The following is a 22,604-nucleotide window of genomic DNA, read 5'->3' on the forward strand; positions in this document are numbered from 1 at the left end:
GCGACTTTGTTCATCATCTTCTGCAAAAATTACAAAAAAGGCCTCCCTTATAGGAGACCTTTCAAAAGTGTAAATCCGTTATTTTGTCATTTGTAAAAATTGCTCAATATCCTGAACAGTAACTTGCGCAGCATTACGCCAGAAGTCAGCCTGTGTTAAATCGGTACCTAAGTGCTTGGAAGCCAATTCTTCGACTGTCATGCGACCAGTATCACGCAGCAAGGCATCATATTGGTCGGCGAAGCCGTCAGGGTTTTCCTTCGCAAAAGCGTAAATTCCTGCACTGAACATATACCCGAATGTGTACGGGAAGTTGTAGAAAGGAGTGTCCGTAATATAGAAATGCAGCTTGGATGCCCAAAAATGAGGATGAGCCTCATCCAGGATACCACTAAACGCTTCACGCTGCGCTTGTTCCATCAACTCGCTTAATTGTTGTGCTCCTACGACTCCTTTTTTCCGCAACTCGTAAAAACGGGTTTCAAATAGGAAACGGGCATGAATGTTCATAAAGAAGGCTACACCACGCTGAATTTTATCCTCCAGCAAAGCTACCTTCTCCTGACCCTCGGCAGCTTCCAGCAAAGCATCTGATACAATAAGTTCTGCCAGCGTCGACGCCGTCTCAGCTACGTTCATGGCATAATTTTGATTCAATGGGTGCAATTCATTCATCACATGCTGGTGATAACCGTGTCCGAGCTCATGGGCCAGTGTCGAAACGTTGGATGGTGATCCGGCATAGGTCATAAAAATACGGGTCTCTTTGCTTAGACGCAGAGATGTACAGAAACCACCCGGACGTTTGCCAGGACGATCCTCTGCTTCAATCCAACTTTTCTCAAAAGCCATTTGGGCAAAGTCAGCCATTCTCGAGCTAAATTTACCAAATTGCTCAACAATCGTTACAGCAGCATCGTCGTATGGGATTTTAGTGGTTGATGTTCCCAGCGGAGCTTCAACGTCATGCCAGGACAGCTTCTCTAAGCCCAGCAGCTTTGCTTTCCGCTCCAAGTATTTAACTACAATAGGCTTTGTTTCATTAATAACCTGCCACATCGTATCCAGCGTTTGTGCGGACATACGGCTGATTTCCAGCGGTTCTTTAAGCACATCTGTCCAGCCTCGTTTTTCATATAGCTTCAGACGGAAGCCTGCCAAATGATTCAATGTATCCGCGCAATAGTCCTCTACCTGAGCCCATGCCTCTTCCCAACGTGCAAACACATCTTTACGTACGCTGCGATCTGCTTCATCCAACTTATTAGCTGCCTGACCTACAGACAGGTTTACGATCTCGCCATTTTCTGGTACAGGGATCGTCATATTTTTGACAATGGTATCATAGAAGTCGCCCCATCCATGGTAGCCATCCACTGCCAGATCCAATGCAAGGCTTTCCAGCTCAGGAGCCATTTTTTCACGTGCTTCGTTCCGATATTCGTTCAGGACAAAAGAAATCGGCTGGATAGCTTCGCGCTCCATCCATTTCTGCCAAATGTCTTCACTGGTTTGTGCCAGCAAGTTCTGGAAAGATACTAAAGCACTTTTCCCTTGGGCATACAGCGTGTTGACACGCGCTCCCAGTTGAACAGCCAGCTTGTCGTGCTGGTTTTGAGCAGTTAGACAAGAGACAAAGGAACCCGCCTGCGACGCGCCATTAAACAGCTCCTGGATGCTACTCAATACACTATCCAGACGCTCGGTATCCAATACCGTTTGTGGTACTTTAGCTGCTTTAAGCTGGGACTGCAGCTGTTGGACCTTGCTTTCCAATTCTTCCAAAAATGCATGGAATGAGGCAGAGGAAGACCCTCCGCTAAAAATAGATTCCAGATCCCATGTTTGCTTTAACGGTGTTTTCATAATAGTTCCACCTTTCTTTTTTGGCGAATTCATGTGGTTTCATATACAATAAAGCTACATCGTGATAGTAAATCACTACAATTGGGAGGAAAACAGAATGAGACCCTTACAAATTTCGCCGGAAACGGCTGTGAAATTATCCGAAAAGCTCGGTATTCCGCTGGAACACCTTATGCATACACCCCAGCACATTTTGATGCAAAAGCTGGCCGAACTGGCTAAAGAAGAAACCGCTGACCCGAACGGCGGAGAATCGGACAAATCATGATCCCTTTTCATAAAACCTGGCCTTATGACATCGTCATGGGAGACGTTTATGTACAGTCTTGTCCGTTTTGCGACCAGGATAATGTATTGCTGCCCCTGAAGCCTAAAGAACTTAAGCTCATACACGAAGGTATGAAAAAGCTGCTTGTGTTTCCATGTTGCCATAACAAGGTTACTTTAGTGGATTGTGATGACGATTATTTGCTGTCAGATACCACATTGCGTCATCATTAATTCATGAGTTGTAAGAGAATATAACCCGTTTTACAAACAAGGTGTGAACCATGAGCCTAAATCGGCCATAGTGCACACCTTTATTTCTTCAGGAGGAGCTTGCGTCTTGCATTTCCTCCGGCAGTTGGAAATTTTTAGCCATCATTTGTTCTCGCAGTACAGACCACTGTTCGCGGGAAGCCCGGATCATGGCTGCATCCATAATCTTTTTGTCATTAATGACACGCGAAAACCAGCGTACCGCTTCGTTAAAGTTCCCTGTACGTCGATGCAATTCACCAATCAGATACAGCAGTTTGGCATTATTCGCCCCGACACCCTCCAGCTCATAAACCCGAACGTAAGAATCCAGACTAAATTTGAGAAAGCGAAGCTCCTGCTCCTCATTTCCCTGGTATCTGTACATCCATGCGATATGCTGTAATAGACTGGCTACTACGCGTTCCTTTTCTCCGATGACCTGGGCACAGAGTAAACCCAGTTTATACGTTTCTAATGCCTCTTCCCAGCTACGATGCCCGCCATATTCGCGAGACTGCCAGCGATTACCGATTTTATCTCTAAAAATCTTGGTTTGCTGATCGCTTAACTGAACGGTAGAGTGCTCTGTCGAGGTAAACCCACAATGAGGACAGACCCTTACGACATAAAAATCCGGATTTTCATTCTTATAATAAGCGCAAAAATCTGAATCTGTACGAATGGCCTTCTTTAGGCTTGGTCTGACACGAGATGTCTGAAATTCTTCTTCACAATGTGTGCAGGTGATTTTAATCTGATATAACGGTTCAAGTTCCAATGTTTTTACAACCCTCTCCAAAATTCGGCAATCCCCGCAAGCTTACGGGGTATTTACAAAATGATGCGCAGGACCAGACAAACGGTTAAGTATGATGGAACGAAGCGGCTCCTCAATGCCCGTATCCGTTAACGCACCTGCCATACAAGACAACCATGCCTCTGCTCGCTCCTCCGTTACGGGAAACTTCATATGTCTCGCACGTAACATTGGATGACCATATGCATCAGAAAAAAGGGACGGTCCTCCAAAAAACTGGCTCAGGAACATAAACTGCTTTTCCTTAACCGGTTCCATGTCTTTAGGAAACAGGGGACTTAACAACGGATCTTTATAAACTCTCGGGTAGAAGGCCTCAATAATAGCACGAATACCTTCCGCGCCCCCAAGGTTGTCATAAATGCTCAGGCTAGGGTTCACTTTTCCTCCAACTTTCTGTGCTATGGTAATAAATATACACCCGTATTATAACAAAAAACAAAAAATGACGCTAAAAATAAGCGTCATTTTATCAATTTAACATATGAAGAGGATGTGCTTCGTTGCACATAGCTTCGTCATTCTATAAATACAATTAATAACTCCGCCAATCCTCTTCACCGGAATGGACGAGAGAGGCACGAATAACATACACAAAAGCACATACGAACAGACCGGCAACGATACTCATCCTGATCACTCCATCCTTAAGGTTATGGATCGTTGTTTTCCTATTTTAACATACTCTTTACAAAAATACAGCAACAAATGTAACCGTTTTCTTTGTTTTTTTGTACTCTTTGTCCATCCCCGACATAGGTATAATAGTACAACTCCAAAGGAGGGGCCTCTATGTCGCTATACCGTCGTTACTCGCTTCCTCTGCTCATCCTTTCACTGCTATTCCTATTTATACTTATGGCTGTATACCCGCAATCTTCTCTGAATGCCGGGCTTCGGGGGCTTGCCATCTGGTGGGACGTGCTGTTTCCGTCTTTATTCCCGTTTTTCGTTATTTCCGAGCTTCTCCTCGGTTTCGGAATTGTTCATTTCATAGGTGCGCTGTTGGATCCGCTGATGCAGCCTCTATTCCGTGTACCTGGCTGTGGAGGTTTTGTCGCTGCGGTCAGCTGTGCATCCGGTTACCCGATTGGAGCTAAACTAACAGCCAAGCTGTGGGAGCAAAAATGGATCACACGCATTGAAGGAGAGCGTTTGGTCGCATTTACGACTTCCTCTGATCCGATATTCTTGATCGGTGCGGTTTCCGTTGGCTTCTTCCATCAACCAGAAATTGCACTCGTGCTGGGCGCGGCTCATTATGGTGGTGTGCTCATCATCGGGCTACTTATGCGCTTCCACGGTTCCCGTTCAGGGGAAACAGATACTCGCAGCGACCGCCCTCAACCTACTCCAAAAGCCTGGTCGAAGTCCACGAATACAAAAGCTGCAGGTCGCAATAGACAGCCTGGACCCCTACGCCAAGCATTATATGCCATGCATACAGCTCGTTTGGAAGATGGTCGTCCATTGGGTGAGTTACTCCGTGAGGCGATTACTTCCTCCCTACGCCTTATTATTGTCGTAGGAGGGCTAGTTGTATTCTTCTGCGTCATTTTAGAAGCTTTGACGAACTCCGGTTTAATGAGCGGGCTTCATCTGCTTACGGCAAACCTCTTGACTGCATGTGGTCTTCCTCCTACGTTAACGGAGTCCATCGTAGGTGGTATTTTCGAAGTCACTTTAGGAGCGCAGGCCGCAGGTAAAGCCACGGCAGCGGTACCATTCAAGGTAGCCGCAGCCGCTTTTGTGCTCTCCTGGGGCGGGCTATCGGTTCATGCGCAGGTTGCAAGTATTTTAAATATGACGGATCTTCGTTATATGCCATTTTTGTTGGCCCGGGCTGCGCACGGCTTCATCTCGGCACTGCTCGCTCTCGTGTTATGGCAGCCTCTGATGGGGCAGGGAAGCTCTCCAGTCTTTTTTCCAATATACGACATCGTATGGTCCCCTGGCTTCTCGTCCGCCATGCTGTTGCAAAGTCTGCTGTTTCTTGGCTTTATACTGGCTGGAATGCTTAGTCTCTCATGGTTGAGTGTGGGTACACGTCGCTTATACGTACGTTTGAGAAGAACACACAGGCAATGAACGATTGTGTTCTTGCTCATAATTGATTATGATCGATATATACCCATGACAAAGGAGCTTTTCATCTTGAGATATTATGTTCTGGATCGCGGGGATCAGCACTCCATGGACTTGAGTCAGCAATTTCACCGTCTTGCCCAAGAAAAGAATTTCAAGCTGGATGCCGAATCGCCGGAAATCGTCGTGTCTATTGGAGGCGATGGTACAATGCTTCATGCGTTTCATACCTTCATCGACCGCATTCCGGATATTGCCTTTGTTGGTGTACATACCGGTCATCTAGGCTTTTACGCCGATTGGCGTGCGGACGAGCTGGAGGAGCTAATCCACCTGATGAGCCAAAGCGGATCTGAGGGACCGCTTAACCCGAGAATCGTTAAGTATCCACTGATTGAGTTGGAAATTCACAAGAAATCAGGCAATGCTTCTTTTATTGCCTTGAATGAGTTTACGTTAAAAGGGGTGGATGGCACTGTCGTTGCCCAAGTAGATATTAACGATATCACCTTTGAAATGTTTCGCGGTGACGGTATATGTGTTTCTACCCCCTCAGGGACGACCGCCTATAATAAAGCACTTGGCGGAGCTATGGTTCATCCCACCATTGAAGCATTGCAATTGACTGAGATCGCTTCCATTAATAACCGCGTGTATCGGACACTAGGATCGCCATTGCTACTGCCCAAACATCATCATTGTGATATTTTTTCACGGAAAGATCAGCGTCTTTTATTGACAGTAGATCACCTGAACTTTCCTGTGGATGACTTAATCTCTGTTCGATGTCAGGTCGCAAGTCAGAAGATCAGCTTCGCTCGTTACCGTCCTTTCCCATTTTGGGATCGAGTACGCAACGCCTTTCTTAATTAGAACCTGTAAAAGAGCCGACTCTGGCTCTTTTTTACAAACAAAACGGTTCCTGAAAATTCAGGAACCGTTTTGTTGTGGAGCAGTAAATGTTTTATTCTTTTTACTACTCTCAGTCTTTTCGGCTTTAGCAGCTGGATGGGTCTGACGCTGGCCCTCAGGTTCACGTGAGACACGAACTTGCCGTCCCTCCCGATTTTCCTTTGGTTGACGCTCATAGCGTGGTCCACGTGATTCCTTTTTATCGAAATTCCCTTGCTGATTGCGCTGTCTACGCGGTTCGCGGGTTTGCTGCCCTTCACCCGGATTGCGTCCATCCTTTGCTTCACGTGGTTCTCTTGGCTGGCGCGAATCACGTGCTTCACGTGGCTCACGTTGCCGATTTCCTTCACGTCCTTCTCTGGATGAACGACTTTCACGAGCTTCACGCGGCTGTCGCTCACGTACTTCCTGGGCATCCTTCGGTTCCCGACGTTGCAACTCGCGTGGTTCTCGGAATTCTCGAGGCTGCTCCACTCGCGATTCCTCCGTAGCTGTGGAATCCTGTTGTGGTTGCGGCCACTCCTGTTCTCCAGCTGTATGTTGCAATACTTCTTGCTGCTCTTCGGTTTCTAACGTTCCCGCTTGTTCCCTTTGAGCATCTACCAACTGCTGAATATCTGGAGCAACGATTTCATCATTGACGCCGTTTTTATTAATCACTTCACGGCTTTTTTGCAGCACAAAATAGGCACAGCCAAAATTGCAGTATTCATTAATGTAATCGTCCAGTACCACTATAGATGTATCCTTATTTGCTTTGGGATGGCCGTCTCGATAAAAGCCCTTCAGACGCAGCTGATTGTAACCCCAATCACCAATAATGTAATCATAGCGATCCAGCACTTCACTATACCGATCACGAAACGCTTCGGGATTCCATCCGTTCTTGTGATCCTGCAACAATTCATAGTTTTTACCACCGATTTGAAACAAGCTATTCTGACCGCCTTTCCCGGATCAAGCCTGCGAAAGGGCGCTTTCTTCCTTATGCTGAGCGGCTGACTTCACCTGCTCATGCGCTTGGTAGGAGCTGCGGACCAACGGTCCAGATTCGACGTGGCTGAATCCCCGCTGTAATCCCTCTTCCTTTAACTTCGCAAAATCTTCCGGTGGATAATATTTTTGCACATATAAATGTTTCTCGGACGGCTGCAAATATTGACCAATTGTCAGAATGTCACAATCGACTTTACGCAGATCATCCATGGCTTGTAAGATCTCGTCCCACTCTTCTCCGACACCTAGCATGATGCTTGATTTCGTTGGAATAGCCGGATTTAATTGCTTCGCACGTTGAAGCAGCTCCAGAGAGCGACGGTATTTCGCTTTAGCCCGAACCTTGTCGGACATGCGCTCCACCGTTTCAATATTATGATTCAGAATATCTGGTTTGGCATCCATGACGATTCGCAGCGATTCAATATCGCCCATAAAATCGGGAATCAATACTTCTACACTGCACAAAGGTAACCGGCCGCGAATCGCACGAACCGTTTCTGCAAATATAGTAGCGCCCCCATCTTTTAAATCGTCGCGAGCCACACTGGTTACGACACAGTGCTTCAAATTCATGTTCCCAGCCGCTTCTGCGACGCGATCAGGCTCCTGCAAGTCAAGTTCCGTAGGCAATCCCGTATTTACTGCGCAAAAACGACACGCACGCGTACAAATATCACCCAAAATCATAAATGTAGCTGTCCTATTGGCCCAGCATTCATATATATTAGGGCATCGTGCCTCCTCACATACGGTATGTAATGTCTTGGAACGCATCATGCTCTTGATTTCTTGATAGTTATCGCCTGTCGTAAGTTTAATACGAATCCAGTCGGGCTTAGCTTCCTTCTCTTTTCTAGACAATGGCATAGACCTTCTTTCTGATAAGCTTAAGCTGTCATTGTCATACATTATAACATGAAAGCCATGGAAAAACCTCCATTCATTGTTCCCTTTTTGATATGACATTGATGCCGAAAAAAGTAAACTTTTTATATGGATAAAAGCGGCGGATATGGCTCAATCTAAACAAAAGCGCCCTATTCACGCTATTGAATAGGGTCTAGAATTTACTGGGCGGTTAAGCCCTTCTATAGGAGGTCGGTTCACGTGCCTTACCCTTCGCGGACAGCCCGCGCTGTTCGTCTGTTATCGCTGCTGATATGCGCTGCTACACTGACAACGGCCTGTCCGCTTCCTGCCCATGCCCTTGCCAATCACTTACAGTCCTCGTCCGCCGGAAGCAGCCTGACAGTTAATGTAGATGCTGAACATGCACAGTCTTCAATGTATATTTCCAGGCTTGCTTTATATCGTTCCATCGAAGCCCTGACAGGAGTCCCTTGGTACAGGCTGGCCGCCATCGACCAGTATGAACGTACACTTACGGTGGCCCATCCCAAAGATCGCAAGCATGCAGAACGAACCATAGGTATTTTCGTTACGGGACCGATCTGGTCCGGCTTGATGAACCCTGATTCGGAGGATCAAAATCCACGTTCCATAGAACTATTTTCCGGGCTGGGACAAGACGGTTCGGGTGATGGAATTGCTGACCGCAATAATGACAAGGATCTGCTGTTCAGCATCGCATCTTATCTCGGAAAGTATGGAAACAACGAGGATGAATTTGGTATTGCCGTTTGGGAATATTACCATAACAGCCGCGCAGTTCAAAGAGTTCAGCAGTTTGCCAAGCTGTATCGGACGTATGGCAAGCTGGATCTGGTCAGACAAGCTTTCCCCCTTCCCTTAGGCAGCATTTATAGCTACCGCAGCACATGGGGAAGCCGTCGCAGCTGGGGGGGCTACCGTATACATGAAGGAACTGACCTGTTTGCTGGCTACGGAGTTCCAGTTCGCAGTACCTGCTACGGTGTAGTTGAAATGAAGGGCTGGAATCCCTTTGGAGGATGGCGCATCGGAATCCGAGATCTCAACAACCGCTATCACTACTATGCGCACCTTTCCGGCTTTGACAAAACCGTTCACAACGGAGACGTCGTTACACCTGGCCAGACGGTTGGCTGGGTCGGAAGCTCGGGCTATGGAAAACCTGGTACCCAAGGCAAGTTTCCACCGCATCTGCACTATGGTATATATCGGGACAATGGCTGGGCAGATTGGTCCTTTGACCCGTATCCGTTATTAAGACAGTGGGAGCAGTCCGAACGCAAAGCGCTCAAAAAAGGAAAGACAAAAGGGACCTCCTCATAGGGTCCCTTTTATTTTTCCAGAGCAACTCACGTCACTCCATTCTGCTCTATGGCGTTGGGGGCTGACTAGAGGAGTTTGGGTCTTCCTGTACCTCTGGAACACTTACTATGCTGGAATCTATAGCGCCGCTACTCTCTATGGAATGGGGAGGCAACGCCAACTGCGGAGCGGCTGCACCATTTTTACCTACTGGTTTTCCCTGATTGTCATAGTAGTACATCGGAACGTTGCCCACCACCAGCAAATAAGAAACGGGGATTTCCGTCTCCACAATCTGAGGTTGCATCTCAAACGGTATAACCACAGACACTTCCGTCGTAATCCGAATATACACTTCAACCAAGATCATGTTTATGCCCGCATCCTGTTGCCGCGTATTTAAATCCACCTTGATCGCTCCATGCGGCTCCACCTTTAGAGGAATCTTGGGGCCATAAGCTGCCAACAATGGACTGCCCAATGCCTGACCAATCGGAACGCTCTCATCAAAATGGCTCATGCTGTCCATCGTTGCCTTGACTGCTTTGAGCGTGTCTGACGTAATTCTCATATGCTCTGCATAATTCAGAACAAAGCCGGAGGTTCTTCCTTGTGCATCCGTTCTCCATTCGATCAAATTATCAGCTGCCTTCCCCTGCTCTACCTGTGCTGTAATTGCTGAATTAATAGCCTCCGTCGCCATTTGTTTGACCCGCACTTTTGCCAGATGCATCATAGGCGGCTTCAAATGCTGCTCCACATAAGCAGCCACCTGTATGATTCCTACCAGCAGCGCCAGTACCACAATCAAAAATACTCTACGTCTGCCGCGTCGCCTTCTGTTGGGCGCGCTGTGCCATTGCGGTCTTCTCATCATCCGATCCCCCCGCAGCGTTGAACTTACCCTACAAGGATATGCAAGGAAGGGACGAAAAAGAAGCTGCCCGTCCGGCAGCTTCTCTAGATGGAATACATATACAATTGCAAATTTCAGGTGCACTCATTATTTAAAAATGTGGTCAATCTTTTCGATATCAGCCTGACTCAATTGGACATTTAGCGTTTTCAGATTCGCCAGCACCTGCTCCGGCCCCTTCGCACCTGGAATGAGGGCATCAATTGAATCGCGTGTCAAATACCATGCGAGCACTACGTGAGCAACCTCTGCATTCAACGCATTGGCAATCTCCCGTACCTGCTCCACTTTGTCCAAATTACGAGCAAATGTATCTCCCTGAAACAGTGGATTATTCGCTCTGATGTCCGTGAAGGTCATGTCTTTCGTATACTTACCACCCAGCAATCCTGAAGCTAGCGGGAAATAAGGCACAAACGAAATGCCATTTTCCTTGGTATAAGGCAGCAGATCCTTCTCAGCTTCCCGTTGAAACAAATTATATTGGGATTGGAGCACATCTACATAACCGTCGCTATTCGCATCCTTAAGTTGTTCAATGGAAAAGTTAGATACGCCAATAGCCTTGATTTTGCCTTCGTCCTTAAGCTTCTTCAGTTCTCCGACTGCTTCTGCCTTCGGCGTAGCTTCATCGGGGAAATGGATATAGAACAGATCGATATAATCGGTCTGCAATCTTTTCAGACTAGATTCGACGGATTCTCGTAAAAAAGCAGGCGAGTTGTCAAAAACAATCTCTCCGTTCACAAATTTGTGTGCACCCTTCGTGGCAATAACAGCTTTATCACGCTGACCACGCTCTTTCAATACCTCACCAATTAATCGTTCCGAGTGCTCAGGTCCATAAATAAAAGCCGTATCCAGAAAGTTGATGCCATTGTCCAAAGCTGTGCGAACGACTTCTTTGCCCGTTTCATTGTTCAAATCGGAAAAGAGATTATGTCCTCCCACCTTATTTGCACCCAAACCGATTGGTTTTACATATAAATCTGTTTTACCAAGACGCACTTGCTCTGCCAATTCACGTCATCTCCTTTTCGAAAGTTACTTCCATTTTATTATTAAATTCCAAAAAAGGCAAAGTGCGTACCTGGCTGCTGAGCCCCATCCTATTTTCTTTTTCGCTTCATACTACGAATGGTCGTTTTTGTGGCCTGATCCACCCGATATGATTCCGTGATTTTTTGCAGAGCTTTATTGAAAGTAAAATCATCCAATGTATTATGATTTAAATACGCCATCGTTGCCTCAGGCAGTTTGATATAACAGATCGATATCGCCCATGCTACCGCCATTTGTACATAATAATCCTCACGATGGGTCTGATCTAGCAGAGCAAACACCCGGTTCATATACTGTTCCTCAATATAAAAATTCAGAAGCATAACTACACCAAACCGAATTTCATATTCTTTCTTGGAGAGCAAGTAGGGTTGAATAAACTCCCACACCCGTTCTTTATGATGTTTCGTGATCTTCAATCCAGCACAGAAACTGTCACATACGGACCAATTATCAATTTTAGGAACAAACCTGGCGGTATAACTCAAAACTTCCTCTATATCCGTTTTTACAGAACCAATCACCATGCCTTGCAGCATGACTTCTTCGAAGTGTTCACTTTCAGCGGTCTCCAGGTAGAGACGCCAATCTCCTTTGGCAATATCTTGAGCTAGCTTACGCAGCACCGGCAGACGTACCCCCAGCACATTATTAATCGTCGGAAGCAATGCAGCCGTAAATTTCTGAAAATCCACATCCACATATGACAGTATCTGTTCCCTTATTGTTTTCTCCATCGTTTCCACTCCCTGATTTTTAACGAAATGAAATACTCCACAAATAAATAGAGGCCACCGAACCATAAGGCGAATAGACTCGGCGGTACTCCTCAAATTGCTGCTTGGTCAATGTATCTAGTTGGTACAGCTTCATCATTCCCCGTCGAATAGCCATATCGCCCCAACTGACAACATCTGGACGCTCCATGCAATTCATCAGCATCATTTCAGCCGTCCAAGGCCCTATCCCTTGCAGCGAGGACAATTTCTGGATCACTTGTGCATCGGAAAGCTCATATAATTCCTGTAAATCCAACAAGCCCTGCTCGATCGTTTGGGCTATATTAAGGATACATGTGGCTTTTTTCATGGTGATACCACAGCTTTGAATATCTAAAGCCGTTTGAACGACTATATTTTGTGGAGTGATCACGCCTAACTTCTCCTGCATCCTTGCCCATATGGTTTGAACCGCCTTGGCCGATATAAGCTGTCCCACAATTGCATGAACGAGCGCAGCAAACAGGTCGGGAATGATCACCCGCTCTACCTTGCCCATTTGCGTCATCGCTGCACCAAGTACGGTATCTACGTTTTTTAGATAATTGATTTCCTTTTCCCCATAGTCAAAGTTTTTGGTCATTACAGTTTGCATTCGTTCTCCCGTTGCCCCCTTATATGTTTCACTCTTGATTCAATGGCATAGACTGCTGTTGCATCAAGGTTCGAATCCTTCTTTGCTCACGTAGAGCTGTTCTTTCGGGAAAACATGGAGAAAACGTTCATAAACCGTCTTATAGGCAGCAGGATGATACCATTCTTCCAGCCCCAATGACTCGTACAGCGCACCTATTTTTAAGCTACGCGTTCGTCTCCCCCCACTGCCATCTCCCATAAAATAATCATCAATACAGACACGGTTGACCAGAGGCAAAAGCTTGTCTGCAAAATGTTCACTGCTTGGAAGCATCGGAGCAATCGTAGCTTGCGTTGGTACACCTGCCTCCTTTAAGAGATGCAGCGTTTGGAGACGAGCCTGGATGGGAGGAGCTTCCGGGGTAAAATGTTTGCGTATATCTTCTCGATCTGTTTCTACAGTCATACTTACACGAACACGATCCCCCAATCGGAGCAGTAAATCGGTATCCCGCCGTACCAGTGGACTGCGCGTCTGTAAAAAGAGAAAATCTGGTGGCTCATCCACCATCACCTCCAGCAGAGACCGGGTCACCTCTTCCTTGTACTCAGCAGGCTGATAAGGATCTGTGCTTGACGACATGAAAATCGTGACTTTACCTTTGGATTTGGCTCTACGAAGTTCCTTGCGAAGAATATCTGCCGCCTGATTTTTAATATCAACCCATGTCCCCCACGCTTCCTTCCGAAATGTGGAGACTGGCAATTGGCGTACATAGCAATACGAGCAACCAAAGGTACAACCTGTATACGGGTTCAACGAGTGTGTATACCCTGACAAGAAGCCGGTCCCTTTATTCAGAAGTGTCTTTGGGGATTTGTAATACTCATTTTTCATACTGAACCAACGCCACTCTTTCCTTTTCGAGCTGCAAAAGCTTAACCTTCATGTCCAAACCACCACGATATCCGGTCATAGCTCCATTTTTACCAATGACCCGATGACAAGGGACCGTAACCAAAATCGGATTAGCACCGATGGCGGCCCCCACCGCACGAACAGAGGCTGGTTTTTGAATAGCGTTGGCAATATCTGAATAGGATAGTGTTTCCCCATACGGAATATCACACAACGCATTCCAAACCGCCAGCTGGAATGCAGTCCCCTGAAAGTCAAAGGGCAATGTAAATTGGGTGCGCTCCCCTTGGAAATATTCAATCAGCTCCTTGGCATAGGGCTGTAAAGCGGCATCCTCTTCAACTAAAGGGCTACCGGGAAATCGACTTCCTGCCCATGAAAACAATTCCTCTACAGGATGATTGGGCGAGCCCACATAACATAATCCTTCCGATGTAGCTGCAATATATAAATTCCAATCCTCATGTGTCAACAATGACCAATAGATCGTTTTATTTATTTGATGTGCCATGCTGTGTACCTCCATTTTATGTTGCTTTCGATTTGAGTTGGCGATATTGCAATGGGGTGTAGCCTGTATTCTTTTTAAATAACGTAATAAAGTAAGGTGCATTGGACAGACCTACGTTCTCCCCCACTTCCGCAACAGATATATCTGAGCAGATAAGCAGCTCCTTCGCTTGTTCCAACCTGGTCTGCTGTATATATTCCATCGGGGTTAGATGCATGACCCGCTTGAAGGTACGATGTAAATGATACGGACTTCCATGACTTATCTCAGCTAGGATGTGCAATGTTAAGTCCTTCATATAGTTAGAATTCACGTATTCTGTAACCCGTGCGATCCATTCATGATCAGGCAATCGTTGTCCTGTCGGTTTACACCTTTTGCATGGACGGAAATGCTCAGCCAATGCCTGTTCCGCTGTTTTAAATATACGGATGTTCTCTCTTTTGGGAGGTCGGGATTTGCAGGAGGGGCGACAAAATATTCCCGTTGTCTTCACGGCGTACAAAAATATCCCGTCATAAGACTTGTCGTTTTCTACGATAGCTCTCCACTTGTCGTCAGTTATGGATAAATCGGATGTACTCATTCAAATCACCTCTCTGATGCAAATGTGACCTCCCACATATCTATGGCAGGATTATTCAAAATCCCTCTGTCTAAATTATAAACTAAATAGTGAACATATGTACCCTTCTTGGAATGTAAAGGCAAGATAACGAAAAAAAGATGACTCCCCGCGGAGCCACCTTTGATCTTACTTCTCTATCTTATTAGGCTTGAAGCTTGCTTGGTTTAGCGGTGATCGTCAACTCATCTGAAGGAGGCTGATATTCCTTTGACCAGTAATCGGCATTTGAAATCCCTGCCTTCTTCGGATCAAATACCGGGTCTATCCCTTGCCTCCGTTGCCGTTCGTAATCCTTAAGCACCAGAAGCGCAGGCTTGGCCAGGAGGATCATAGCAATCAGATTCACCCACATCATAATACCGACCCCCACATCCCCCAGTGTCCACGCCAACGCAGATTCCTTGACAACCGTTCCATAGAATGTCGAACCCAGAATAACCAGCTTTAACAGGAACATAGGCCATTTGGCTTTACGATCGGCAATCAGGTAGGCCATATTCGTTTCAGCGATATAATAATAGGCGATAATGGTGGTAAAGGCGAAAAAGAACAATGTAATGGACAAAAGACTCGACCCAAAACCCGGAAATACCGATTCGATGGCAGATTGTGTATATTGAGTTCCTTCTTCAACACCCGGAAGATGCTGCACAATATAGCCCCCACCTGGTCCCTTCACATTGTACATCCCTGTAAACAAGACCATGAAAGCCGTAGACGTACAGACTAAAAAGGTATCTACATATACAGAAAATGCTTGAACCAGTCCTTGCTTTGCCGGATGAGACACTTCTGCGGCGGCGGCTGGATGGGCACCAGAGCCTTGTCCTGCTTCATTCGAATAAATGCCTCGTTTTACCCCCCAGGCAATGGCTGTCCCTGCTATACCACCGAACACTGAATCGATACCGAAGGCACTGCGAAAAATAAGGGCAAATACATCGGGAAGCGCAGTAATGTTCGTCATCATAATATAGAAAGAGACAAGGATGTAGCCAAGTGCCATAAAGGGTATGACTACCTGTGCCACATTGGCAATTCTTTTTACACCACCAAATATGATAAGCGCCAGCAACACCACAACTACTATCCCGGAAACCTTCATATCCATACCAAACGAACTATGAAAAGCTACCGCAATCGAATTCGATTGAGTTCCCGGCAACAGTAAACACATAGCGACCAACGCTACAACTGCGAAAATAACCGCAAACCATTTTAAGCCTGTCCCTTTTTCAATATAAAAGGCCGGGCCGCCTCGATACTGACCATCACGCTTTACCTTATAGATCTGAGCCAGTGTAGATTCAACAAACGCAGTGGCCGATCCGATAAAAGCCATGACCCACATCCAAAATATTGCCCCGGGTCCTCCCATACCGACTGCCAGTGCAATCCCCGCAATATTCCCCGTTCCTACACGTCCTGATAACGCCATCGTAAAGGCCTGAAATGAGGATACACCTGCCTCAGAACTTTTCCCTTTAAAGACAAGGCGAATCATCTCTTTGAAATGTCTGATTTGCAGAAATCGAGTCATAATTGAAAATAATAGCCCCACGCTCAAACAGACATATACCACAGGATTGCTCCAAATGACGCCATTTACTGCCTCTGCCCACTTCTCTAACATTCCTTGCATTTCCCCCTGATCCATCAATTCATATTCAGTTAATGTTTTCAGAAAATTTTTCATATTTACAAGAAATTATAGAATAGTTTTTACAACCGTACAAGCTAATTTAATTGACATATTGTCAATTACAAATCGACTTATCTGCTACCTGAAAGGACGACAAAAAAGCTCTGATGATCCGGGAATATGGATCATCAGAGCCTTGTCCTTAAGACATTTAGGCAATGCTTTCTTTCTCATTCAGAGCGCTAGACAGTTTCAACAGCGGGGCCTGCTCCGTTACCTCTCCTTGAGCGATTGGAAGGACTTCAGTATATTCGGAAGAATTCGTAATGATAACTGGCGTAATCGTAGGATAACCCTCTGCCCTGATTTGCTCAACATCAAACTCAAGCAGTAGGTCCCCAGCTTTCACCTGATCGCCTTCTTTGATATGGGACGTAAAATGTTTACCGTCCAGCTTGACCGTATCTACTCCGACGTGAATCAGAACTTCTGCGCCATGATGCGAAACAACTGCAAGCGCATGTTTTTTCTTGAACGCCACGGTGATGGTTCCATCGAACGGGGCTACGACTCTGCCCGTTGTCGGTTGGATGGCGATACCTTTACCCATAGCTTCCGAAGCAAATGCTGGATCGGGAACCTCCGACAGAGCGACCACCGTTCCTTCAATCGGGCTGAGTACCTCTTCATTAGAAACTGCAACTGTAGATGTCGATTCTTTAGCCGAATTGTTAGTAGTTTCCTCTTCTTCAACTGGATCTTCAAAACCTAAAATATAAGTCAAAATGGCCGACACCAGGAATGAAACGGTAATCCCTAAAATCAATCCTGGGAAGCCTTGTCCGCCAGGACCGTAAAAGATCGGCAAGGTCAGCAATCCAGGTGCGCCGGAGGCAAATGCTTGCGTTCCCGCTTGACCGATAATGGCACCACCGACAGCACCACCGATAATACCTGCAATAAACGGACGTTTCAACGGCAGCGTAACCCCATAAACTGCTGGCTCCGTGATGCCGAACAAAGCGGTAAGTGTAGCGGAACCCGCTAGTGTTTTCAGCTTTTTATTTTTCGTTTTCAGCATAACACCGAACGAAGCGCCGGTTTGAGCAAAGATGGATGCCGCAGCGGAAGGTTTGATCCCGTCTCTGCCATTAACAGCAATATTATTAATGAATACAGGTACAAGACCCCAGTGAACACCGAAAATAACGAGCAACTGCCAGCAAGCACCAAGAATTGCTCCAGCCAGCAGCGGACTAAAGCTGAACGCAGCAACGAGCGCGGTAGCGATTGCGTTGCCCACATACACCCCGACTGGACCAAAAACCATCAGGGTCAGAGGAAGCATAATTACAAGTAGAATCAAAGGTGTAATAAAGTTTTTGACACTCTCATGGATCACGCGATTGCACCATTTTTCCAGCTTACTCATGACGATAACGGCTAAAATTATCGGAATAACGGTAGATGAATAACTCATCATCACAATAGGAATACCGAAAAAGTCTGTAGGTGTACCTTCTGTTTTCAACGTGACAATGGTCGGGTAAAGCAGCCCTCCGGCGATGGTCAGAGCAACGAAGATATTACCTCCAAATTTCCGTGCCGTTGTAACCGCTAACAAGAGCGGCAGGAAATAAAACAAGCTGTCAGCCGCAGCATACAAAATCATATAAGTAGTGTCTTTCGGAACCAACCAGCCGAGGTTACTCGCAATCAGCAGTAGACCTTTCAAAATACCGGACCCCGCCATAACTCCGAGCAACGGTGCAAAAATACTGGAAATTACGTCGATTACAGCGCCAAACCCTTTCTTGCCTTTAGCTGAATGATCTTCTTTTCCAGTTTCATTTAAAATGTTGGATACTTGGCCGATGGCATTATACACTTCTGGTACTTTGTTGCCGACCACAACCTGGAACTGGCCACCGCTCTGCTTGACCGTAATAATTCCATCAGTTTTCTCCAGCTTTGCCTTGTCTGCTTTTGCCTCATCTTTTAGTACAAAACGCAGGCGCGTGGCGCAGTGTACGAGCGATACTACATTTTTTTCGCCGCCTACCAGGTGCACAATTTCTTTAGCAAGTTGTTCATAACTCATGATGGACACCTCCATGTTCTAAGGGGCTTTTTACCATATTTAGGCACACAAAAAACCTAAGCCTTGAAAAATGGTGGGCACTTGAGTCCCGCAATTTTTCATGACTTAGGTTTTGCCTGCATAACCAGTAACAATCCCAGTTAAAACTTATTAAATTCCTGTTACTCACATAATACATTTAATCTACCATATTTGTCAACAAAAACATTTTAATATATATTTTCGATTCTTTTTTACTAAAAAAGTTCAACTTATCTGTTCACCACTCGTTCAATATGCACAGTCAAATACAGCTTTTCTTCGTTCGTCAATTCGTGATTGTATTCTTTTTTTACAAAGGTTCCGATTTTCTCAGTACAAGCGGCTGCTTCCTTGTGCTTTTCCTTAATCATGTCATACAAATGGTCATAGTTATTTTCATAGTGATTTCCCTTAAATACGCGCTGGGCGAAAAATTTCAGATGCGTAATAAAGCGGAAATAACTCAAAGAATCCTCGTCAAAATCAACCTTAAAATGGTACTTTGCGATATTGATAATTTGCTGGATAAACTTCGTGATACTCATGGTTGTAATGACTTCCTCGTTCATTTCAGCATTTACGATGTGAAGGGCAATATAAGCTGCTTCATCCACAGGCAGTTCAATATCAAGCTTTTGTTTGATTTGTTCCAGCGTTTTCAGACCTATCGCAAATTCTTCTTTGTATAGCTGCTTGATTTCCCACAACAACGCGTTTTTGATTTCCAATCCTTCCCGGTATCTTTCAACAGCGAAATTGATATGATCGGTCAGCGAAACATAAATATTTTCGTTCAGCTTTCTATTCAGATTATGCTTGGCGTCATTTATGACTTCCTCTACAATCATGATCAAATCAAGCGGTACCTCACGTAACAGCATTTTAAAGTTATCGGACGTCTGTTTGTTTTTCAGAGCAAATACCTTCTGAATTCTGGTTTCGTCTACTTTGTCTCCAGGCTTTTTCTTAAAAGCAATCCCCCGACCCATCACCACGAGTTCGGTACCGTCCGTCTGGTAGACGCTGATTACATTGTTGTTAATGACCTTTGCTATGTTCATCTTGATCCCCCGTTCCATATGCCAGCAAGAGCCACACTTGCTCCATCCTCTTTATTGTAAACAGAAAAAAACCGAAGCACGCCAAATAAACAAGACTGTAACATCTTCTTATTTGTGGCTTAGGTTTTGCCTGCTACGCAGTAACAATCCTAAAAATGATGGAATTGCGTCAAGTATAGCCCGAAGAGGAACGATTGTCAACGCTTTCAATGAAGAAACGAAGATCGGAAATCCCCGTGGGCCCGGGATGTCCGATCCTATTTACTTGTGGTACGATTATTCGCCCAGATTTTCTCCGTCGGAATGAATTACGTTTTTGTACCAGTGGAAGCTTTTCTTTTTAATCCGTTTCAACGAACCTTCGCCTTCGTTGTCGCGGTCCACATAAATATAACCGTAACGTTTTTTCATCTCTCCTGAGGAAGCGCTGACAATGTCAATAGGTCCCCAACTTGTGTAACCGATAATTTCGACTCCGTCTTGAAGAGCCTCACCCATTTCGGCAATATGCCGCTTGAGATAGTCGATCCGGTAATCGTCGTTAACTTCTCCTTCAGGCGAAACCACATCATTGGCACCAAAACCGTTTTCCACTACGAACAGAGGCTTTTGGTAACGGTCATGCAATTGGTTGGCTGTGATGCGGAATCCTTTGGGATCGATCGTCCAGCCCCATTCGGACTTATCCAAATATGGATTGGCTACGGAGCCGAATACATTACCACTGGTCATATTCTTGACGATTTCCGGGTCTGTGCTGGTCGTCCGGCTTGAATAATAGCTGAATCCGATATAGTCAACGGTGTGATCTTTCAGAATGGCTGCGTCGCCTGATTCCATCTCAATGTTTAATCCATGATCCTTAAAGAAGCGCTTCGCATAACCAGGATATTCGCCGCGTGACTGAACATCAATGAAGAAGTAGGACTCGCGGTCTTTTTCCATGCCCTGATATACATCTTCGGGATTACACGTATACGGATAGAAGCTGCCGGCAGCAAGCATACAGCCAATCTTCGCATCTGGGATAATCTCGTGACACGCTTTTACAGCCAGCGCACTTGCAACAAGCTGATGATGTGCAGCCTGGTACTGAATTTGTTTAACGTTTTCACCTTCTTGAAAAACAAGACCGGCGCCGAGAAACGGCAAATGGAGAAGCATGTTAATCTCGTTAAATGTCATCCAGTACTTCACTTTATCCTTATAGCGGGTGAATACTGTTTTGGCATAGGTTTCAAACAGACCTACCAGCTTCCGGCTCCGCCAGCTTCCATACTTCTCGACCAGATCCACTGGCACGTCAAAATGAGCGAGAGTAACGACTGGCTGAATGCCATGTTTATGCAACTCGTCGAACAAATCATCGTAGAATTGCAAACCTGCTTCATTAGGAGTAGCGTCTTCTCCTGTTGGAAAAATACGAGCCCAGGCAATGGAAACACGCAGCGCCTTAAATCCCATTTCTGCAAATAGCGCGATATCCTCACGATAGTGATGATAGAAATCAATGGCTTGGTGGGAAGGATAGAATTCGCTTTCAAGTGGAGTCAGTGAAGGAACATTCCCTTTCATTATGCTTCTTCTCTTCTCTCCGGTAGGCAGTAGATCCACCAGACTCAATCCTTTACCGTCCTCCAAATAAGCACCCTCGGCCTGATTGGCAGCAAGAGCACCGCCCCATAAAAAGTCTTTAGGAAAAATATAACTGGACATAAACATTCTCCTTCCAAATGTGTAATAAAAGGGGTAGCGAAGGGTGATAGACAATAAAAAAACCCAAACCAGCCTGTATACACTTACCGTGTAAACAAGCCAATTCAGGTTATGCCCTATCGGTAACATCCCATGAAAAGGTTATACGTATTTGATTGAAACTCTAACAAAGATTTGGGAACCTGTCAAATTCATTTGATAAATAACACGCAGCCCCTGTGGGTTATATCATACAACAGCATTAATACAAATGCCTATTGGGTAATGAATTGAACCATGAAGGAAACCCCAGATAAACGACTTTACGAAAGATACCTGGCTGTTCGTCTTTGTCTGGAAGGGCACGTGTTTTCGAAGATCGCTGATCTACTCAGTCGCTAATTTAAAATATTTTGTTGCAAGAAATTTAGGAAATCCCTTTGCATAGAGCCAAGAGGAATAATTTTTTTGATTATCTTGAACCTCCAATGCTGTCCTTTACTGTTAAATGACCATATTGCAGAAGACAGATATATGGAATGATATTTTTGTTCTTGTAAATCTGCTACTTCAAATTCAACTTTCTGTACTATTTTAGTGGAAAATAGATTGAGGAAAAGGATAATAATTTTATCATTATTTAGGAGTAATATAGCTCGACTTGTCCAAGCCGAAAGGCTTTGAGGAGTTTGTTAATGAATATCATAATCAAATACCTTTCTATTTGGATGTTCAAATGAAATAACATTTCAAAGAGTATTTTCCAAAATATTTAAAACTCAAATTGTTTCCAGTTGTTAATCCGTTTCATAAACTGGCCGACATGAAGCTTAATCTTATAAAACCTCTAAAAAAACACGTTATTCGCCACATTGGATTTAAGCCACAGCCATAGCCCCTCTACTGGATTTAGGTTGGGACTATAGGGCGGAAGAAAGACCAGGTGCAGGCGTAGATGTTCCTATCTCATTTGACAATATAATTAGTCTCATTTAATGTTAAGAACCACATCTGGTGCCTCTTTTATCTGATATAACAAAGGAGGATAACCATTTCGAAATACCAGAACATCAGGCACATGTAACCAAAATTTTTTCTCTAATTTTTTTGTTTTATATGGGATGGGGACTTCAACGGGTTGAACATAGTAATATAATGTTGAAACATCCATCTCTAGAAAATAATAAAATAAACACTCATTCAATGAGTGGTACTCGACAGTACGCTTCATCTTTCTACTGTGAAAACTTCCGATGATGTGAGGCCTTTGCCAGCTGATTTTATTATCTACTCTCCGTT

General features: G+C 45.2%; 22 protein-coding genes. 5 read left to right on the forward strand and 17 right to left on the reverse strand.

The annotated features are described in order from the left end of the window. Positions 1-78 precede the first annotated feature (78 nt). On the reverse strand, positions 79-1,866 hold the full coding sequence (locus MLD56_RS20880; RefSeq protein WP_029518201.1) for a M3 family oligoendopeptidase: 1,788 nt from the start codon (positions 1,864-1,866) through the stop codon (positions 79-81). 97 nt (positions 1,867-1,963) lie between these two features. Between MLD56_RS20880 and MLD56_RS20885 the strand changes: the two genes are divergently transcribed. Both MLD56_RS20885 and MLD56_RS20890 read left to right on the forward strand, forming a co-directional pair. Beyond that, positions 1,964-2,134, forward strand: coding sequence for a YycC family protein (locus MLD56_RS20885; protein ID WP_014277894.1), 171 nt, complete (start codon positions 1,964-1,966; stop codon positions 2,132-2,134). Further along, positions 2,131-2,367 (forward strand): hypothetical protein, encoded by a 237-nt coding sequence (locus tag MLD56_RS20890; protein ID WP_029518200.1) that lies wholly within the window; start codon positions 2,131-2,133, stop codon positions 2,365-2,367. The genes MLD56_RS20885 and MLD56_RS20890 overlap by 4 nt, the downstream gene beginning before the upstream one ends. A gap of 88 nt (positions 2,368-2,455) precedes the next feature. Here the strand turns inward: MLD56_RS20890 and MLD56_RS20895 are convergent, their stop codons facing one another. Next, positions 2,456-3,187, reverse strand: coding sequence for a DUF2225 domain-containing protein (locus tag MLD56_RS20895; protein WP_049817024.1), 732 nt, complete (start codon positions 3,185-3,187; stop codon positions 2,456-2,458). A gap of 21 nt (positions 3,188-3,208) precedes the next feature. Continuing rightward, on the reverse strand, positions 3,209-3,586 hold the full coding sequence (locus tag MLD56_RS20900; protein ID WP_029518198.1) for a globin domain-containing protein: 378 nt from the start codon (positions 3,584-3,586) through the stop codon (positions 3,209-3,211). Positions 3,587-3,997: 411 nt separating this feature from the next. Here MLD56_RS20900 and ylbJ point away from each other — a divergent pair, with 411 nt between their 5' ends. Together ylbJ and MLD56_RS20910 are read left to right on the forward strand one after the other, a co-directional pair. Then, positions 3,998-5,293: a sporulation integral membrane protein YlbJ gene (gene ylbJ / locus MLD56_RS20905; RefSeq protein ID WP_029518197.1), complete on the forward strand. Its 1,296-nt coding sequence runs from the start codon at positions 3,998-4,000 to the stop codon at positions 5,291-5,293. A gap of 66 nt (positions 5,294-5,359) precedes the next feature. Next, on the forward strand, positions 5,360-6,163 hold the full coding sequence (locus MLD56_RS20910; RefSeq protein ID WP_013372943.1) for an NAD kinase: 804 nt from the start codon (positions 5,360-5,362) through the stop codon (positions 6,161-6,163). A gap of 57 nt (positions 6,164-6,220) precedes the next feature. Here the strand turns inward: MLD56_RS20910 and MLD56_RS20915 are convergent, their stop codons facing one another. After that, complete coding sequence (locus MLD56_RS20915; protein WP_029518196.1) at positions 6,221-7,135, reverse strand: YutD family protein; 915 nt, start codon at positions 7,133-7,135, stop codon at positions 6,221-6,223. A gap of 24 nt (positions 7,136-7,159) precedes the next feature. After that, positions 7,160-8,062, reverse strand: coding sequence for a lipoyl synthase (gene lipA / locus MLD56_RS20920; protein ID WP_029518195.1), 903 nt, complete (start codon positions 8,060-8,062; stop codon positions 7,160-7,162). Between the two features lie 246 nt (positions 8,063-8,308). Here lipA and MLD56_RS20925 point away from each other — a divergent pair, with 246 nt between their 5' ends. Continuing rightward, entirely contained in the window at positions 8,309-9,415 is a 1,107-nt protein-coding gene (locus MLD56_RS20925; RefSeq protein ID WP_029518194.1) for a M23 family metallopeptidase, read from the forward strand. Positions 9,416-9,461: 46 nt separating this feature from the next. On the opposite strand, the gene yunB is transcribed toward MLD56_RS20925, so the two are convergent. The 12 genes from yunB to MLD56_RS20985 all read right to left on the reverse strand — a co-directional run bounded on the left by yunB (position 9,462) and on the right by MLD56_RS20985 (position 22,254). Continuing rightward, positions 9,462-10,271 (reverse strand): sporulation protein YunB, encoded by an 810-nt coding sequence (gene yunB / locus MLD56_RS20930; RefSeq protein WP_029518193.1) that lies wholly within the window; start codon positions 10,269-10,271, stop codon positions 9,462-9,464. A gap of 126 nt (positions 10,272-10,397) precedes the next feature. Next, positions 10,398-11,330 carry an aldo/keto reductase gene (locus MLD56_RS20935; RefSeq protein ID WP_029518192.1) on the reverse strand — a complete coding sequence of 311 codons (933 nt, stop codon included), beginning with the start codon at positions 11,328-11,330 and terminating at the stop codon, positions 10,398-10,400. A gap of 89 nt (positions 11,331-11,419) precedes the next feature. Beyond that, positions 11,420-12,109 (reverse strand): DNA alkylation repair protein, encoded by a 690-nt coding sequence (locus MLD56_RS20940; RefSeq protein ID WP_029518191.1) that lies wholly within the window; start codon positions 12,107-12,109, stop codon positions 11,420-11,422. Between the two features lie 19 nt (positions 12,110-12,128). Then, positions 12,129-12,746, reverse strand: coding sequence for a DNA-3-methyladenine glycosylase family protein (locus tag MLD56_RS20945; protein ID WP_029518190.1), 618 nt, complete (start codon positions 12,744-12,746; stop codon positions 12,129-12,131). Positions 12,747-12,809: 63 nt separating this feature from the next. Continuing rightward, complete coding sequence (locus tag MLD56_RS20950; RefSeq protein WP_029518189.1) at positions 12,810-13,625, reverse strand: SPL family radical SAM protein; 816 nt, start codon at positions 13,623-13,625, stop codon at positions 12,810-12,812. Continuing rightward, positions 13,615-14,157, reverse strand: coding sequence for a methylated-DNA--[protein]-cysteine S-methyltransferase (locus MLD56_RS20955; protein WP_029518188.1), 543 nt, complete (start codon positions 14,155-14,157; stop codon positions 13,615-13,617). The genes MLD56_RS20950 and MLD56_RS20955 overlap by 11 nt, the downstream gene beginning before the upstream one ends. A 16-nt stretch (positions 14,158-14,173) precedes the next feature. Further along, positions 14,174-14,743, reverse strand: a complete 570-nt coding sequence (locus MLD56_RS20960) for a bifunctional transcriptional activator/DNA repair enzyme AdaA (RefSeq protein WP_039272725.1) — start codon at positions 14,741-14,743, stop codon at positions 14,174-14,176. 184 nt (positions 14,744-14,927) lie between these two features. Next, positions 14,928-16,418 (reverse strand): alanine/glycine:cation symporter family protein, encoded by a 1,491-nt coding sequence (locus MLD56_RS20965; protein WP_029518187.1) that lies wholly within the window; start codon positions 16,416-16,418, stop codon positions 14,928-14,930. A gap of 220 nt (positions 16,419-16,638) precedes the next feature. Further along, positions 16,639-18,528, reverse strand: a complete 1,890-nt coding sequence (locus MLD56_RS20970) for a beta-glucoside-specific PTS transporter subunit IIABC (RefSeq protein ID WP_029518186.1) — start codon at positions 18,526-18,528, stop codon at positions 16,639-16,641. A gap of 251 nt (positions 18,529-18,779) precedes the next feature. Further along, positions 18,780-19,610, reverse strand: a complete 831-nt coding sequence (licT, locus tag MLD56_RS20975) for a BglG family transcription antiterminator LicT (protein ID WP_029518185.1) — start codon at positions 19,608-19,610, stop codon at positions 18,780-18,782. 276 nt (positions 19,611-19,886) lie between these two features. Further along, positions 19,887-21,326 carry a 6-phospho-beta-glucosidase gene (locus tag MLD56_RS20980; RefSeq protein WP_029518184.1) on the reverse strand — a complete coding sequence of 480 codons (1,440 nt, stop codon included), beginning with the start codon at positions 21,324-21,326 and terminating at the stop codon, positions 19,887-19,889. A gap of 826 nt (positions 21,327-22,152) precedes the next feature. Next, the gene (locus MLD56_RS20985) at positions 22,153-22,254 is read right to left on the reverse strand and encodes a transposase (RefSeq protein WP_081317620.1); all 102 of its coding nucleotides are present in this window, start codon (positions 22,252-22,254) and stop codon (positions 22,153-22,155) included. Positions 22,255-22,604: the final 350 nt, after the last annotated feature.

This window comes from Paenibacillus peoriae (assembly GCF_022531965.1).
GTDB classification, from domain to species: domain Bacteria; phylum Bacillota; class Bacilli; order Paenibacillales; family Paenibacillaceae; genus Paenibacillus; species Paenibacillus polymyxa_D.